This window comes from Sphaerisporangium rubeum, assembly GCF_014207705.1.
Classification (GTDB): Bacteria; Actinomycetota; Actinomycetes; order Streptosporangiales; family Streptosporangiaceae; genus Sphaerisporangium; species Sphaerisporangium rubeum.
Genome location: NZ_JACHIU010000001.1, coordinates 3,599,948 through 3,615,058 on the forward strand (window position 1 = coordinate 3,599,948; position 15,111 = coordinate 3,615,058).

General features: G+C 71.1%; 15 protein-coding genes. 10 read left to right on the forward strand and 5 right to left on the reverse strand.

What is annotated here, in order from left to right; translation table 11 throughout:
* Positions 1–2: 2 nt before the first annotated feature.
* Positions 3–896 carry a carbohydrate ABC transporter permease gene (locus tag BJ992_RS15545; protein WP_343072679.1) on the reverse strand — a complete coding sequence of 298 codons (894 nt, stop codon included), beginning with the start codon at positions 894–896 and terminating at the stop codon, positions 3–5.
* A 110-nt stretch (positions 897–1,006) separates the two neighbouring features.
* Here BJ992_RS15545 and BJ992_RS15550 point away from each other — a divergent pair, with 110 nt between their 5' ends.
* Positions 1,007–2,200 carry an RNA-guided endonuclease InsQ/TnpB family protein gene (locus BJ992_RS15550; protein WP_184981617.1) on the forward strand — a complete coding sequence of 398 codons (1,194 nt, stop codon included), beginning with the start codon at positions 1,007–1,009 and terminating at the stop codon, positions 2,198–2,200.
* A gap of 43 nt (positions 2,201–2,243) precedes the next feature.
* Here the strand turns inward: BJ992_RS15550 and BJ992_RS15555 are convergent, their stop codons facing one another.
* Genes BJ992_RS15555 through BJ992_RS15565 form a run of 3 tightly spaced genes read right to left on the reverse strand, consistent with a single transcriptional unit; the run spans position 2,244 to position 5,374 of the window.
* Entirely contained in the window at positions 2,244–3,170 is a 927-nt protein-coding gene (locus BJ992_RS15555; RefSeq protein ID WP_184981619.1) for a carbohydrate ABC transporter permease, read from the reverse strand.
* Between the two features lie 12 nt (positions 3,171–3,182).
* Positions 3,183–4,589 (reverse strand): N-acetylglucosamine/diacetylchitobiose ABC transporter substrate-binding protein, encoded by a 1,407-nt coding sequence (gene ngcE, locus BJ992_RS15560; protein ID WP_184981621.1) that lies wholly within the window; start codon positions 4,587–4,589, stop codon positions 3,183–3,185.
* 35 nt (positions 4,590–4,624) lie between these two features.
* Complete coding sequence (locus BJ992_RS15565; protein ID WP_184981623.1) at positions 4,625–5,374, reverse strand: sugar isomerase domain-containing protein; 750 nt, start codon at positions 5,372–5,374, stop codon at positions 4,625–4,627.
* Positions 5,375–5,588: 214 nt separating this feature from the next.
* Between BJ992_RS15565 and BJ992_RS15570 the strand changes: the two genes are divergently transcribed.
* The gene (locus BJ992_RS15570) at positions 5,589–6,011 is read left to right on the forward strand and encodes a cupin domain-containing protein (protein WP_184981625.1); all 423 of its coding nucleotides are present in this window, start codon (positions 5,589–5,591) and stop codon (positions 6,009–6,011) included.
* 19 nt (positions 6,012–6,030) lie between these two features.
* Positions 6,031–6,546 carry a DUF2087 domain-containing protein gene (locus BJ992_RS15575; protein ID WP_184981627.1) on the forward strand — a complete coding sequence of 172 codons (516 nt, stop codon included), beginning with the start codon at positions 6,031–6,033 and terminating at the stop codon, positions 6,544–6,546.
* Between the two features lie 2 nt (positions 6,547–6,548).
* Here the strand turns inward: BJ992_RS15575 and BJ992_RS15580 are convergent, their stop codons facing one another.
* Complete coding sequence (locus BJ992_RS15580) at positions 6,549–7,862, reverse strand: NAD(P)/FAD-dependent oxidoreductase (protein WP_184981629.1); 1,314 nt, start codon at positions 7,860–7,862, stop codon at positions 6,549–6,551.
* A gap of 259 nt (positions 7,863–8,121) precedes the next feature.
* On the opposite strand from BJ992_RS15580, the gene BJ992_RS15585 reads away from it, so the two are divergent.
* Genes BJ992_RS15585 through BJ992_RS15615 form a run of 7 tightly spaced genes read left to right on the forward strand, consistent with a single transcriptional unit; the run spans position 8,122 to position 15,068 of the window.
* Positions 8,122–9,399, forward strand: a complete 1,278-nt coding sequence (locus BJ992_RS15585; protein ID WP_184981631.1) for an MSMEG_0569 family flavin-dependent oxidoreductase — start codon at positions 8,122–8,124, stop codon at positions 9,397–9,399.
* A gap of 2 nt (positions 9,400–9,401) precedes the next feature.
* Positions 9,402–10,217: an amidohydrolase family protein gene (locus BJ992_RS15590; RefSeq protein ID WP_184988180.1), complete on the forward strand. Its 816-nt coding sequence runs from the start codon at positions 9,402–9,404 to the stop codon at positions 10,215–10,217.
* Positions 10,218–10,272: 55 nt separating this feature from the next.
* Positions 10,273–10,785, forward strand: a complete 513-nt coding sequence (locus BJ992_RS15595; protein ID WP_184981633.1) for an MSMEG_0572/Sll0783 family nitrogen starvation response protein — start codon at positions 10,273–10,275, stop codon at positions 10,783–10,785.
* A 10-nt stretch (positions 10,786–10,795) separates the two neighbouring features.
* Entirely contained in the window at positions 10,796–11,848 is a 1,053-nt protein-coding gene (locus tag BJ992_RS15600; RefSeq protein WP_184981635.1) for an MSMEG_0568 family radical SAM protein, read from the forward strand.
* Positions 11,849–11,897: 49 nt separating this feature from the next.
* On the forward strand, positions 11,898–13,373 hold the full coding sequence (locus BJ992_RS15605) for an MSMEG_0567/sll0787 family protein (protein ID WP_184981637.1): 1,476 nt from the start codon (positions 11,898–11,900) through the stop codon (positions 13,371–13,373).
* Positions 13,374–13,381: 8 nt separating this feature from the next.
* Positions 13,382–14,245: a carbon-nitrogen hydrolase family protein gene (locus BJ992_RS15610; RefSeq protein ID WP_184981639.1), complete on the forward strand. Its 864-nt coding sequence runs from the start codon at positions 13,382–13,384 to the stop codon at positions 14,243–14,245.
* 4 nt (positions 14,246–14,249) lie between these two features.
* The gene (locus BJ992_RS15615; RefSeq protein ID WP_221474827.1) at positions 14,250–15,068 is read left to right on the forward strand and encodes a carbon-nitrogen hydrolase family protein; all 819 of its coding nucleotides are present in this window, start codon (positions 14,250–14,252) and stop codon (positions 15,066–15,068) included.
* The last annotated feature ends 43 nt before the right edge of the window (positions 15,069–15,111 follow it).

Below are 15,111 nucleotides of genomic sequence, written 5' to 3' on the forward strand. Positions count from 1 at the left end.
GCCTACTTCAGCGCGCCGGCGGTGAGACCGGCCTGGATCTGCCGCTGGAACACGGTGTAGACGGCGAGCATCGGCAGGATCGCCATGCCGAGCGCGGCGAACAGCGCGGCCCAGTCGGCGTCGTACCCGGCGGCCGTCGAGATGTCGGCGATGCCTTGCGTGAGCACCCATTTGTCCTTGGCCTGGCCGCTGAGCAGCACCAGCGGGATCTGGTACTGGTTCCACTGGCCGAGCACGTTGAAGATCGTGATGCTGACCACGCCGGGCCTGGCCATCGGCAGCATGATCTGGAAGAACACCCGCGCGTGCGAGGCGCCGTCCACGAACGCCGCCTCCGCGACCGCGCCGGGAAGCGTGCGGAAGAACGCCGTCAGGAAGAACACCGTGAACGGCAGCGAGTACGCGACGTACACCAGCACGAGGCCGCCGTGGGTGTCGAGCCCGATGAACGGCCCCACCACCGGCAGCGTCCCGGTGTTGCGCACCACGAAGAACAGCGGCGTGAGCGCCAGGTACACCGGGAACGCCAGGCCCGACACGAACAGCAGGTAGACGGCCCGCGACCCCCGGAAGCGGTACCGCGCCAGCACGTACGCCGCCATCGACCCGAGCAGCATGGTGCCGGCCGTCCCGAACGCCACCACGACGACGCTGTTCAGCATGTACCGGCCCACGTGCGCCTGGTCCCACGCGCGGACCCAGTTGTCCAGGCGCACGGTCGCCGGCAGCGACCACGCCGACCCGAAGATCTCGTCCTCGCTCTTGACCGACGCCAGGAACGTCCACACGATCGGCACCGCCACCAGCAGCGTCCACACCACCAGCGCCACATGCGACAACACCGAGAGCGGCCCGAGCCGGGCCCGGCGCAGCGAGCGAGCGGTGTGCGTGGTCACCAACTACCTACAGGCTGGAGGCCCGGCCCGTCAGGGCGGGGAGGAAAGTCGGAACGGTCGGACGCTCTGATCTCCCGGTTTTGTCGGTGAGGGTCGGTAGGTTGATCGGCATGTCCCGCTACCGCCTTCAGCCGTCGCCCGCCCAAGAGGCAGCGTTGCTGGAGCATTGCGGGCATGCCCGGTTCGTGTGGAACCTCGCCGTTGAGCAGCACGCGCACTGGAAACCGGGCCGGAAAAGCGCGCCGGGGTTCGCCGAGCAGTGCCGCCAGCTCACCCAGGCGCGCCAGGCGAACCCATGGCTCGCGGCCGGATCGGTGATGGTCCAGCAGCAGGCGCTCAAGGACTTCCACCAGGCCTTGGCCAATTTCTTCGGCAAGACCCACAAGCGCCCGACATGGCGAAAGCGCGGCCAGGGCGAGGGGTTCCGGATCGTCGCGGTCAGATCCGGTGACGTGCGCCGGCTGTCCCGTAACGTCGGCGAGGTGAAGATCCCCAAGGTGGGATGGGTTCGCTTCCGGTGGTCGCGGCCCGTCCCCGAGGACGCGAAGTCGTTCCGGGTGACCTGCGACCCCGCGGGCCGCTGGCATGTTGCCTTCGCGGTGATCCCCGATCCGGTCCCCGCGCCGGGCACCGGCCAGGTCGTCGGCGTGGACCGTGGCGTCGCGGTCAGCGCCGCCTTGTCCACCGGGGAACTCCTCAACACGCCGGCGCTGCGGGACACCGAGAAGACGCGGCTGCTTCGACTCCAGCGGAAGCTGGCACGGGCCAGACGTGGATCGAACCGGCGTGGCCGGGTGAAACTGGCCATCGCCAAGCTCAAGGCACGCGAAGGCGACCGGCGCCGGGAATGGGTGGAGCAGACCAGCACCAGCCTGGCCCGCCGGTTCGACGTCATCGCTGTTGAAGACCTCAAGGTCAAGAACCTGACCCGGTCGGCGAAGGGCACCGTCGAAACTCCAGGCAAGAACGTCCGGCAGAAGGCCGGACTCAACCGGGGCATTCTCGCCGCCGGATGGGGCCGGCTTGTTGAACGGCTGGAGCACAAGGCTCCCGGCCGCCTGATGAAGGTCAACCCCGCGTACACGAGCCAGCGGTGCTCGGCGTGCGGAATCGTCGATGCCAAGTCGCGCGAGAGTCAAGCCGTCTTCGCCTGCCGATCCTGCGGATACGCCGCCAACGCCGATGTCAACGCGGCCAGGAACATCCGGCACGCCGCAGGGCATGCGGTGTCTGCGCGGGGAGGCCCAGCGTTGGCTGAGCCTGTGAACCGCGAACCTCAACGCAACCTCCTCCTCGTGAGGTAGCTGCCGTTGGAATCCCCCGCCTTCAGGCGGGGGAGGACGTCAATCAGTACTCGATCCGCTCGCGCCGCGACAGCCGCAGGGCCAGCGCCGCGAAACCGACGGTGAAGAAGAACAGCACCACCCCTATCGCCGAGGCGTAACCGAACTTGAAGTACTGGAACGCGTTGCGGTAGATCTCGGCCGCCATCACCGTCGTGGAATGGTCGGGGCCCCCGTGCTCGGCCGTCATCACCCATACGATCGCGAACACGTCCAGCGCGGCGATGCCGAGATAGATCCAGCCGACTTGAACGGTGTCCCGCAGCAGCGGCAGCGTCACCCGGAAGAACACCTGCCGCCGTCCCGCGCCGTCGATCCGCGCCGCCTCGTACAGCTCACGCGGCACCGACGCCATGCCGGCCGAGAACAGCACCACGTAGAACCCGACGGCCTGCCACACCAGCACCCCGAGGATCGACCACAGCGCCACCCCCGGGTCGGCCAGGAACCCCACCGGTTCCAGGCCGAGCGCCATCAGCGGCGCGTTCAGCATGCCGGCGGCGTCCGGCCGGAACACCTGCTGGAACAGCACCGCCACGATCGCGACCGCCAGCACCTGCGGGAAGAAGAACACCACCCGGTAGAACCGTGCTCCCCGCACGCCGCCGGACCCGGGGCCGCCGTCGTTCAGCAGGAACGCGAAGAACAAGGCCACCACGACGGTGAGCACCGGCAGCAGGACCAGCAGCAGCGCGTTGTGCCGCACCGCCGTCCAGAACACCCCGTCGCCGGACAGCCGCCGGAAGTTGTCCAGCCCCACGAACCTCGGCTCGGCGCTCACCCCCCGCCAGTCGGTCAGCGCGATCGAGAACGCCTGCGCGTACGGCGAGATCACGTACACGCCGTACAGCAGCAGCGGCAGCGCGAGGAAACCGATGACGAACCGCGCTCTGGCGAACGCGGCGGGCCTCGCCGCCGGCCGGAACCGCATCGCGTCCCCCTCTCAGCGGGTGAACTTCTTCACCGAGGAGTCGGCTTTGACGGCGTCGGCCTTGCGCTGCAACCGGTCGGCCCACTCGGCGGGCTTCAACCGGCCCGCCATGAGCTGACCGGTCGCCGCGGCCACCTCGTCGTGCAGTTCCTGGTACCACTGCCGGAACCGGAAGTACGTGACGTTCGGCCCGGCCGTCTTCAGCGCCGCCGCCGCGCTGGTCAGGCCCGGTGTGAGCGTGCGGCCCTCCGCCGCGCCCTTCACGACCGTCAGGGTGCTGACCATCTCGGTGAAGCGGCCCGAGCCCTGCTTGGAGAGCATGGCCCGCATGTACTCCACCCCAGCGAGCGGGTTGGCCGACCGTGCCGCCACGAAGTACTCCTCGCCGGGCCGCGAGTGCAGCGTGCCGTACGGCAGCGCGTCGGACGAGGTGAACGACGGCAGCGGGAACATGGCGTACCCGAAGTCCGGCGGCGTGGTGTCCTTCTGCTCGTTCTCCAGCCACGACCCGCACGGCAGCATCGCCACCTGGTACTTGTTGTGCGCCGTCTGCGTCTGGATGTGGTCCAGGCCGCTCGTGCCGCGCATCAGGAACCGCGCGCCGAGGTCGGCGAACGCGCCGGCCGCCGTCACCACCGGCCCGGCCTTCCACGCGCCGTCCGCCAGGTTGTCGAGGTTCCGCAGGACCTCGGCGCCTCCGATCTTGGCGGCCAGCGTGAGGATGGTCTCGTAGATGTAGAACGGATGCTTCCCGGCGTACGTGAACGGCGCCGCCTTCCCCGAGTCCTTGATCGTCTGGCAGAGCGCGGTGAACGCGTCCCACGTCTCCGGCACCTCCCAGCCGTTCTCCTTGAACAGCTTCGTGGAGTACCAGATGCCCCACACCGTGCTCGCGTAGTTGAGCACACAGAACTTGCCGTCATAGGTGCCGACCTCCACGGCCGACGGCAGGATCGTGTCCCGCACCGGAACCGCCGGGTCGTCCCAGCTCGGCGCGTCCAGCAGCGGCCCGAGGTCCTGCAGCTGGCCGTCCTGCGCCAGCGCGCCGAAGTCCATGGCCCCGGCCCCGGAGTTGTTCACGAACTCCGGCGGGTCACCCCCGGCGAACCTCGGCTGGAGCGTCTTGGCGATCTCCTTGGTGGCCGTGTGCTTGATCCGCACCCCCGGGTGCTTCCCCGCGAACAACGGCTGGTGCACCTGCCGCGCGTACGCGTCCCCGAACCCGCCGTCGAAGATGACCACCTCGAACGGCCGGTCCTCGGGGATGCCGAGCGGGTTGTCCCGCGACGTGGCCCCCGCCGACGGCGCCGGCGACGGAGCGGGACCCGCCGGGGTGGCGCACGACGCGACCGGCGCGAGCAGCCCGGCGAGCGCCGCGGCGCGCAGCAGTTCGCGCCGGGAGAACGTGGTGTCCGTCATGGGGCCTCCTGGGGGTAAGGCGTGACGCGAAAGGGTCACCCGCCGCGGCGGATACGACCGGCGTACCGGGCCTCCAGCGCGCGGTTGTGCTCGTCGCCGTCGGCGACGTTGGACGAGCGGTACACCGGCGGCGTCTCCCCGGCGGCCAGCAGCGCGGCGACCACCTCGGCCACCACCATCTGCGCCAGCAGCGCCGACGTGATCGTCGACACCGCGCCGGTCGCGCCGCCGCCGGGGAGCGGCAGCACCGCGTCGCCGTACGGCGCGCCGTTGTCCAGCACCACGTCGGCGAGGTCGAGCAGCTTCAGGCCCGAGGGGTGCCGCGAGGTCATCTCGTTGCTGTGCCGCACCGAGGTCAGCGCCACCAGCGGATGGCCGCGCTCCTTGACGATGGACGCCAGCTCCACGACCGAGCCGTTGACCCCCGAGCTCGAAATGATCACGAAGGTGTCGTGCGGCCCCACCGGCGCCAGCTCGAACACCCGCCGCGCCACCGACGGATCACGTTCCAGCTCCGGCCCGAGCACCGACACCGGCTCCCCGCCGTACAGCACCAGATCACGCAGCGCCAGGCGGTTCGACGGCACCAGCCCTCCGGCCCGGCCCGCGATCTCCATCGCGATCGCCTCGGAATGTCCCGACCCGAACGCCTGCACCACCCCACCGGCACGCAGGCACCTCAGCAGCGACTCCGCCGCCGCACGCACCGCGCCGGCCTGGCTCCCGGCGACCTCCCGCGTGAGCGCCTGCACCCGCTCGGCGTAGGCGGCGCCGCTGATGTCCACGTCGTCTCCGCTCCTCGTGAGGGTTCCTTTCACCACACGACCCTGTCATGAAAATATTCACCATCCGCGGACCGTAATCAAGAGGCACCCCGATCCCGTTCCGGACACCTCGGCCCGGCCGGCATACCGGAGCACCGCACTCCGGACACCTCGACCCGGCACGGGATACTGGGGGAGCCGCACATCCCGCGGCACCGGCTCGACAGGGGGCACCATGAGGTTCGCGAGCGAGGACGACGCCAAGGCCGTCCCGGCCGCCGCGCCGCGGTTCACCGAAGGCGTCCACGAGACGAGATTCCTGGAGGCGATCCACGAGAACGGCCTGCGCGCGCAGCGGTTCTCCTACGTCCCCGGCTCGCGTTCCGGCTGGCACGTCCACGACGGCGAGCAGGCCCTGTACGTCCTGCACGGCCGCGGCGTCATCGCACGCGAAGGCGAGCCGGAAGGCGTCGCCGTCGGCCCCGGCGACTGGGTCCACGTCGAACCGGGAGAAAAACACTGGCACGGCGCGGCTCCCGACGCTACCTTCGTCCATCTGGCCGTCACCGCCAGTGGCGCCACCCACTGGCACGGCCCGGTGACCGAAGAAGAGTACGAGACCGCGTCGGCGACCGCGCGCCGCGCGACCGGTGAATGAGCACGCCGCAGGGGGAGCGTTGTCCGAGGAAGACACCAGACGCGTCTTAGGCCTGCTCTACCAGGAGGACACCCTGCGCGTCCTGTCCGCCCTGGTCCTGACCGGCCGTCCCGAGGACGCCGGCCTGGACCCCGAAGCCACGCGCCGAGCCCTGGACCGCCTGGAACGCGGCGGCCTCGCCACCCCCGAGGGCTCCACCTGGCACCCCCGCCGCGACCGCTTCCGTGAACTCCTCCACGCCACCAAACCGGACCCCACCCCCGCCACGTCCCCCGAGGACCGCGTCATCCAGACGTTCCTGGTGGAAGGCCGCCTCCGAGCCATCCCCACCCGCCGGGACAAACGCCTGGTCATCCTCGACCACATAGCCCGGCTCTTCGACCCCGGCGTCCGCTACTCGGAAAAAGACGTCAACGTAGCCCTGCGCGCCTTCCACGACGACTACGCCGCACTCCGCCGCTACCTGGTGGACGAGGGTCTCCTGGACCGCGAGGACAACGTCTACTGGCGCAGCGGCGGCTCGGTCGACATCTGAGCTCAGGTCGCGGCCGTCCCGTGCGGATGCTCGGGGGTCTCACTGTCCAGGGGGACGGCGGAGCCGCGGACCAGGTCGAGTTGGACGGTCTGGCGGGGGAGCACGGCGTCGAGGAGCCAGTTGCCTGCGACGCGGGCTCGGCCGCCGGGGAGGGACAGCAGGTGGTAGCCGCGGGTGACGGCCTTGGCGGGGAGGCCGGACAGGGGGATGCCGAGGGGGTTGGCGGCGGCTTTGGCGCCGGCCAGGTCCACGACGAAGCCGAGGTCGCTGTGTTTGTACGGACGGCGTTCGGCCTGGTCGTACGTCGCGGCGAGGTTGAGGGCCGCGCGGGTGCCCTGGCGGGTGGCGTGTTGTGCGGTCATGGCGGTGAACTCGCCGGGACGGGTGAGGTCGGGGACGGCGGCGGCGTCGCCGCAGGCGAAGATCTCGGGGTGGCCGGGGACGGTCAGGTACTCGTCGGTGCACAGCCGGCCGCGTTCGGTCGGCAGGCCCAGGGACTCGACCAGGGGGTCGGGCCGCACGCCGACGCACCACACCAGGGAACGCGACGGCACGAACTCGCCGTCGGACAGCTTGACCCCGTCGTGGGTGGCCTCGGCGACGCTGGTGCCGGTGCGGATCTCGACACCTCGGCCGGCCAGCGTGTCGTGCGCGGCGCGCGACAGCCGTTCGTCCAGCTCAGGAAGCACGCGCGGCGCGATGTCGACCAGCAGCCACCGCGCCTCGAGGCCGCGCAGCCCCGGACGGCGCCGCAGGATGTCGCGGGTCATGAGCTGCCCCTGCGCGGCGACCTCGGTACCGGTGTAACCGGCGCCGACCACGACGAACGTGCACCGCGCCTGACGTTCGGCCGGATCGTCGGACGACTCGGCGAGCTCGATCTGCCGGATCATGTGGTCACGCAGGTAAAGCGCCTCGGCCACACTGCGGAACCCGTGCGCGTGCTCGACCACCCCCGGCACCGGCAGCAGCTTGTTGACGCTGCCGACCGCCACGATCAGCCGGTCGTACCGCAGCTCACGACGACCCCGCTCGGCGTCGGTGCAGTGCACCCGCCGTTCCTTGACGTCCACCGAGTCGACGTTCGCCAGCAGGTGCCGCGCGCCGGGACAGTGACCCGCAAGCGGCACGGTGACCTTGCGCGGGTCGAGGATGCCGGCGGCGACCTCGGGAAGCAGCGGCAGGTAGAGGAAGTAGTCGGTCGGATTGACGAGCACGATCTCGATCGCACCCCTGGCCATACGGGACAGTTTGCGCGCGGCGGTGAAGCCGGCGAACCCCCCGCCGACGATGACGACGCGTTCACGGTCGGCCATGGATGTGACCCCTTCGGCTAGCCGGTCCTGCCAGAGATCGCCGTACCCACCCCGCCAGCCGGAAACCACCCGATTCATCCCACAACGGCGACGGATACGCAGTGTGAGGACGGAGTAACGGGTTCTTGTTCCGAGGGAAACCGTCCGGCAACGGCGGCCACCTCGAATGGGGACACGCTGAAAGAACGGCGGCGCGGCTCACTCCCACGGAGGCTCGCATGCCAGGCACCCCCATCGTCCGCACCCCCGGCCCTCCGAGATGAGCGTCCGCCGCCACGCGGTCGTGGTGATCGGCGCCGGCCAGGCGGGCCTGTCCATGAGCCACTGCCTCACCAGGCGCGGCGTCGACCACGTCGTGCTGGAACGGCACAAGGTCGGCCACGAGTGGCGTTCCCGCAGATGGGACACCTTCTGTCTGGTCACCCCCAACTGGCAGTGCCGCCTCCCCGGCTACTCCTACGGCGGCGCCGACCCCGACGGCTTCATGCGCCGTGACGAGATCGTCCGCTACCTGGAGGACTACGCCGCGTCGTTCGGCCCCCCGGTGCTGGAAGGCGTCACCGCGACCCGCCTCACCGCGTCCGGCACCGGTTTCGAGGTCGAGACCACCCACGGCACGTTCACCGCCGGCCAGGTCGTCGTGGCGACCGGGCCGTACCAGGAACCCGTGATCCCCCGCGTCGCCGAACGCGTCCCGCCGCACGTCACCCAGCTCCACTCCGGCGCCTACCGCGACCCCGGCGCGCTGCCGCCGGGGGAGGTGCTGGTCGTCGGCTCCGGCCAGTCCGGCTGCCAGATCGCCGAGGACCTGCACCTGGCGGGCCGGCGCGTCCACCTGGCCGTCGGCTCGGCCCCCCGCATCTCCCGGTTCTACCGCGGCAGGGACATCGTGGCCTGGCTCGACCTCATGGGCTACTACGAACGGCCCATCGAATCGTTCCCCGACCACGACGCGATCAGGGCCCGCGCCAACCACTACGTCACCGGCAGGGACGGCGGCAGGGACATCGACCTGCGCGCCTTCGCACGCGACGGCATGCGGCTGTACGGCAGGCTCACCGGCGTGCGGGACGGAAGATTCCTGTTCGGCGGCGACCTGGAACGCGACCTCGACCACGCCGACGCCGTGAACGACGGCGTCAAGGACTCCATCGACGCGTTCATCGCCGAACACGGCATCCAGGCCCGCACCGAACCCCGGTACGTCCCGGTGTGGCGGCCGGAGAACCCCCCCGAGCACCTGGACGCCGGGCGGATCGCCGCCGTCGTCTGGTCCACCGGCTTCCGGCGCGACTACCGCTGGATCAGGGTCCCGGTGTTCGACGGCACCGGCTACCCCGTCCACCACCGCGGCGTCACCCGCGCACCCGGCCTGTACTTCCTCGGCCTGCCGTGGCTGCACACCTGGGGCTCGGGCCGTTTCTCCGGTGTCGCCGCCGACGCCGAGCACCTCGCCAGGCACATCGGCTCACCGCAGCCGGCCACCGCCGCGAACGGCCACTCCTACTTCGTCCACCCCGAACTGCTGGGGACGTGACCATGGTCTTCGACGCGCACCGCCACCTCGGCGTACTCCCCGCCTACCCCTTCTACGGCGGCCCCCCGGTCAAGCCGGACGTCACCGCGCGCGCCACCGTCGCGCACCTCATGGCCGACCTGTACGCCGAAGGCACAGAACGCGCTCTCGTGCTCCCCAACTACGGCGTCCCCGACCCCGACGTGGCGTTCGGCTTCAACGAACTGGTCCTCGAGGCCGCCGCGGCCGACGACCGCGTCCGCTGCGGCCTGTGGGTGTCCCCGCGGCCGCAGGACGCCGGCCGTACCGAGGAGGCACTGCGACTCGCCGGGGAACGCGGCGTGCGGGCCCTCAAGCTCAGCTTCCTGCTCGGCGGACGGCCCACCGACCCGGCGTGCCGGCCCCTGCTGGACCGCATCTTCGCCGCCGCGCGCGAACACGACCTGGTCGTCCACGTGCACACCTCGCCAGGCGCCGCGTCCGACATCGACGAGGTCGGCCACCTCGTCGACTGGTACGCCGGCGACGTCGCCGTCCACCTGGTGCACTTCGGCGGCGGCATGAGCGGCCACATCAAGCTCGCCGGGTCGCGGTTCTTCGACTGGATCGACGCCGGCAAGCGCGTCTACACCGACCTGTCGTGGGCCATCGGCTTCACCCCCCGCTGGCTCGCCGCCGAGATCGACCGCCGCGGCGCCGGCCACGACCGGGTGCTGTTCGCCAGCGACGAACCGTGGGGCGACTACACCGGGGAACGGGCCCGCCTCGGCGCCGCCGTCGGCGACGGCGAACTCGCACGCCTCATCTTCCGCGACACCTTCGAAAAGCTCTACGCCTGATCCGACCACCCCGCCGGGGTCCCCCCGGAAAGACACACTCAAGGAGCACCGCACCATGCCGGAACTGACCGACCTGGAGAAGCAGAGCCTCACCGAGATCCCGCACCCGTCGCTGCCCGAGGGCTCCAGCCTGTACGGCGGCACCAAGGTGTTCCCCGACTACCAGGCCGAGAACGGCGAGAGCTACTTCACGCTGGTGCACGGCATCGCGCACGAGTCGTCGGTCAGCTTCGTCGCGATCCTCCAGGCCACCCGCGCGCTGCGCAAAGGCTTCGAGTCGGCCATCTACTTCTACGGCCCCGGCTCCCTCAACTGCCTCGCCACCCGCGGTTTCCCCACCACCGGCAACTCCGCGTTCCCCGGCGAGCACAACATCAACAACTCGCTGAAGACGTTCATCGAGGAAGGCGGCAAGGTCTACTGCTGCCGCTTCGGCCTGTCGCTCCACGGCGCGCGCGAGGAGGACCTCATCGAAGGCGTCATCCCGACCCACCCGCTCGACGTCCAGGACGCCTTGATCCACTACGGCCGCAAAGGCGCGATCATCAACTCGACCTACATGTTCTAGGAGGTCACGCGTGAGTGTCGGTACCAGGGTCGACGTGGCCATCAGGGGTGTCCGGGTGGACGCGCCGGTGCGCCGCTCCGGCGGCGCGGGCCCGAGCGACGACGGCCATCTGCTGTTCGGCGGCGCGCAAGCCGCGATCCCCATCGACCCGGCGAGCCCGTACGTCGTCCGCGACGGCAGCCTGTGGCTCGGCGACACCGACCTCGGCGTCCCCGTCACGCCGGTGGCCAGGCCCCGTTTCTACGACCTGGCCACCGCGGACGGAGTGCCGTACGAAAAGATCGCCAAACTGCACGGCTCCGGTGTGCTCGCCACCACCGTGGTGCAGACCTGCATCCGGTACGGCGAGGCCGACCGCTGCCGGTTCTGCACGGTGGAGGAGTCCCTGCGGGCCGGTGCGACCGTGGCCGCCAAGACCCCCGAGCAGCTCGCCGAGGTCGCCGAGGCCGCGGTCCGGCTCGACGGCGTACGGCAGATGGTCATGACCACCGGCACCACCACCGGCCCCGACCGCGGCGCACGCGTCCTGTCCCGCGCCGTCCGCGCCGTCCTGCGCGCCGTCCCCGGCCTGCCGATCCAGGTCCAGTGCGAACCCCCCGCCGACCTGGCGTGGCTCACCGTCCTCCACGAGTCCGGCGCCACCGCCATCGGCATCCACGCCGAGTCCTTGGACGAGGACGTCCGCCGCGCCTGGACCCCCGGCAAGGCGACCGTTCCCCTGACCGTCTACGAGGAGGCCTGGGACGAAGCGGTCCGCGTCTTCGGCCGCAACCGCGTCTCCACCTACCTGCTGGTGGGCCTGGGTGAGGATCCCGACGAACTTGTCGCAGGCGCCGCACGCCTGATCGACCGCGGCGTCTACCCCTTCGTCGTCCCCTTCCGTCCGTTGAAAGGCTCCCTCGCCACCCGCGCCGGCGCCGTCCCCCCCGACCCCGCCACGATGCGGGACATCACCGTACGCGTCGCGGCCCTCCTCGGCGAAGCCGGCATGACCGGGGCCGACCAGCAGGCCGGTTGCGCCGCCTGCGGCGCCTGCTCGGCCCTACCTGCCGCAGGCGGCTGACCATGCACCCCGACGCCTGCACGGCCCCACCCCCTGTGGAGGGCTGACCATGCACCCTGACGCCGACCTGTTCGCACTGCTCTCCGGCCTCCCCGACGCCTCCCGCGGACCCGTCTGCGACGTGCTCCTCGGCGGCGCGCCGCCGTACTTCATGATCGAGGAGGCGGACGCGGCCGGGACCGCCGCCTACCGGAGGCTGCGCCGCGAGGTGTTCGTCGACGAACAAGGCCTGTTCCCCGGCCACGACCTCGACGACAGGGACGACGACCCCCGCACCGTGGTCCTCGTCGCCAGGGACCGCACCGGCATCGTGATCGGCGGCGTGCGGCTCGGCCCGGCCGCCGACGGCCCCGACATCGGCTGGTGGCACGGCGGCCGGCTCATCGTCCGTCCCACCGACCGCGGCGGCGCCGGTGTCGGCCCCGCACTGATCCGCGCCGCCTGCGCACGCGCCGAAGCCGCAGGAGCACTCCGCTTCGAAGCCACCGTGCAGGCCCGCGCCGAACGCCTCTTCGCGCGCCTCGGCTGGCGGACCATCCGTCCCGTCACCGTCGCCGGCCGTCCCCACGTCCTCATGCGTCACCCCGTCGGCCGCATCGCCGCACTCGTCGCCGCCACCAAACACCCCCTCGGCCCGCTCCTCGCCGGTCTGGCCCCCGGCGGCCCCGGCTTCGTCGGCGACGACGCCGCCCCTGTCCCCGGCAGCGACCTCGTCGCCGCCTGCGACGCCATCCTCCCCGCCATGGTGGAACGCGACCCCGAATGGGCCGGCTGGTGCTCGGTCCTCGTCAACCTCAACGACCTGTCCGCCATGGGTGCCACCCCCGTAGGCATCCTCGACGCCGTCGCCGCCAAGGACACCACCGCCGCCACCCGCGTCCTGACCGGCCTCCGCCGCGCCGCCGAAGCGTACGACGTCCCCATCCTCGGCGGCCACACCCAACTAGGCGTCCCCGCGGCCCTCGCCGTGACCGCACTGGGCCGCACCGCCAACCCCGTCCCCGGCGGCGGCGGCCACCCCGGCCACCACGTCACCCTCACCGCCGACCTCTCCGGCGGTTGGCGTCCCGGCTACACCGGCCGCCAATGGGACTCCACGACAACCCGCACCACCCCAGAACTCCAGGCGATGCTGAACGCCGTGGCCGAAGCCCAGCCCGCCGCCGCCAAAGACGTCTCCATGGCCGGCGTCGCAGGCACTCTGGGAATGCTCGCCGAAGCCTCCGCCTGCGGCGCCGTCCTCGACGTCGCCAAGATCCCCCACCCCCCGAACACCACCATGGCCGACTGGCTCACCTGCTTCCCCGGCTTCGCCATGCTCACCACAGCCCCCCCATCCCACCCCGGCCTCCCGGAGACCCCGGCGGCAAGCGCGGTCTGCGGCGAACTGACAAGTACCCCTGGCATCCACCTCCGCTGGCCCGACGGCGAACTGACCGAAGCCCTCCCCACCCCCGCCACCGGCCTCGGCCCGGCGGTTCAGCCGGTGAACGTTCGAGGTTCGACGAGAAGGGCTGGACGATGATGATTCGCATGGCCGCTGTGGCGGCGCCGTTCGACCGGGACGTCGAGAGGTGTTTCGCACGCATAGAACAACTGGTGGAGGCCGCAAGGGCCGACGGGGTACGACTGCTGGCGCTGCCGGAGGCATGCATCGGCGGCTACCTGCACAGCATGGACGGCGACCCTTCCGACGTACCACCGGCGCTCGACCCGGACGGGCCGGAGATACGGCGGCTCGCGGCGATCGCGAAAGACATGGTGGTGTGCGCGGGGTTCTGCGAGGCGGCAGGCGACCGGCGGTACAACAGCGTGGTCTGCGTGACCGGCGACGGGACACTCGGCCTGCACAGAAAAGTGCACCAACCCCTCAGTGAGGACGCGCTGTTCGCGGCCGGTGACGGCTTCGCGGCGTTCGACACGCCGGTCGGCAGGCTCGGCATGATGATCTGCTACGACAAGGCGTTCCCCGAGTCGGCACGCACCCTGGCCCTGGACGGCGCCGAGATAGTGGTCTGTTCCTCGGCGTGGCCCGCGAGCCGCACCGACCCGGCCCCCGACCTGGCCGACGACCGCTGGACCCGGCGTTTCGACCTGTTCGACCAGACCCGGGCCCTGGAGAACCAGGTCGTCTGGCTCTCGGCCAACCAGTCCGGCACCTTCGGCACCCTCCGCTTCGTCGGCAGCGCCAAGATCGTCGGCCCAGGCGGCGAGATCCTGTCCCGTACCGGGGTGACCCAAGGCATGGCGACAGCCGAACTGGACGTGCCGCGAACCCTCGCCACGGCCCGCCGCTCCATGGGCCACCTACGCGACCGCCGTCCCTCTGCCTACCACTCCACCGACATATCCGTGATGACTGCCTTCCCGGCGGTGACCCCGGCACCAGGAGCCTGACCCGGTGGTCCGCATAGCGGCGGCGTCCGCGCACTTCGGCCGGGACCTGGAGTTCGACCTTCAAAGAATCGCGAAACTCATCGCCGACGCGCGAGCCGAAGGCGCCGCACTCCTCGTCCTCCCCGACGCCACCCTCGGCGGCTACCTGGCCGACCTCCGCCACCCCGACCCCGACGCGCTCCCCCCGGCCCTCGACCCCGCCGACCCGATCTTCAAACGGCTGGCAGGCCTGGCAGGAGAAATGGTCGTCTGCGCCGGCTACTGCGAAGCCGCAGGCCAGGACCGCTACAACGCCGCGGTCTGCCTCACCGGCGACGGCGTACTCGGCCGCCACCGCAAGGTCCACCTCCCCGCAGGAGAGATCACCGCCTACGCGCCAGGCGACCGCTTCGACGCCTTCGACACCCCTGTCGGCCGTGTCGGCATGCTCATCGACTACGACAAGACCTTCCCCGAGTCGGCACGCTCCCTGGCCCTCGACGGCGCCGAGATCCTCGCGTGCCTGTCGGCGTGGCCCACCAGCATCACCAACCGCGCACCCCGCATGACCCAGGACCGCCAGTCCCGCCTGTTCGACCTGTACGACCAGGCCCGCGCCGCCGAGAACCAGGTCGTCCTCGCCTCCTCCAACCAGACCGGCGCCATGGGAGGCATGCGTTTCCTCGGCCAGGCCAAGGTCGTCGGCCCCGGCGGCGAGATCCTCGCACGTACCTGGTCCAAAGCGGGCCTGGCGGTCGCCGAACTGGACGTCAAGGAGGAGATCGCCAGAGCCCGCCGCGTCCTCGACCACCTGAGCGAACTACGACCGGGGAGCTACCGGTGAGGATCGCGCCGCTGACGTACTCCACCAACCCGAGCGAGCCGCG

Coding starts and splice junctions, on each gene's coding strand:
- BJ992_RS15550 (WP_184981617.1), top strand. CDS start 1,007: ATGTCCCGCTACCGCCTTCAGCCGTCGCCCGCCCAAGAGGCAGCGTTG.
- BJ992_RS15555 (WP_184981619.1), bottom strand. CDS start 3,170: ATGCGGTTCCGGCCGGCGGCGAGGCCCGCCGCGTTCGCCAGAGCGCGG.
- ngcE (WP_184981621.1), bottom strand. CDS start 4,589: ATGACGGACACCACGTTCTCCCGGCGCGAACTGCTGCGCGCCGCGGCG.
- BJ992_RS15570 (WP_184981625.1), top strand. CDS start 5,589: ATGAGGTTCGCGAGCGAGGACGACGCCAAGGCCGTCCCGGCCGCCGCG.
- BJ992_RS15580 (WP_184981629.1), bottom strand. CDS start 7,862: ATGGCCGACCGTGAACGCGTCGTCATCGTCGGCGGGGGGTTCGCCGGC.
- BJ992_RS15585 (WP_184981631.1), top strand. CDS start 8,122: ATGAGCGTCCGCCGCCACGCGGTCGTGGTGATCGGCGCCGGCCAGGCG.
- BJ992_RS15590 (WP_184988180.1), top strand. CDS start 9,402: ATGGTCTTCGACGCGCACCGCCACCTCGGCGTACTCCCCGCCTACCCC.
- BJ992_RS15595 (WP_184981633.1), top strand. CDS start 10,273: ATGCCGGAACTGACCGACCTGGAGAAGCAGAGCCTCACCGAGATCCCG.
- BJ992_RS15605 (WP_184981637.1), top strand. CDS start 11,898: ATGCACCCTGACGCCGACCTGTTCGCACTGCTCTCCGGCCTCCCCGAC.
- BJ992_RS15610 (WP_184981639.1), top strand. CDS start 13,382: ATGGCCGCTGTGGCGGCGCCGTTCGACCGGGACGTCGAGAGGTGTTTC.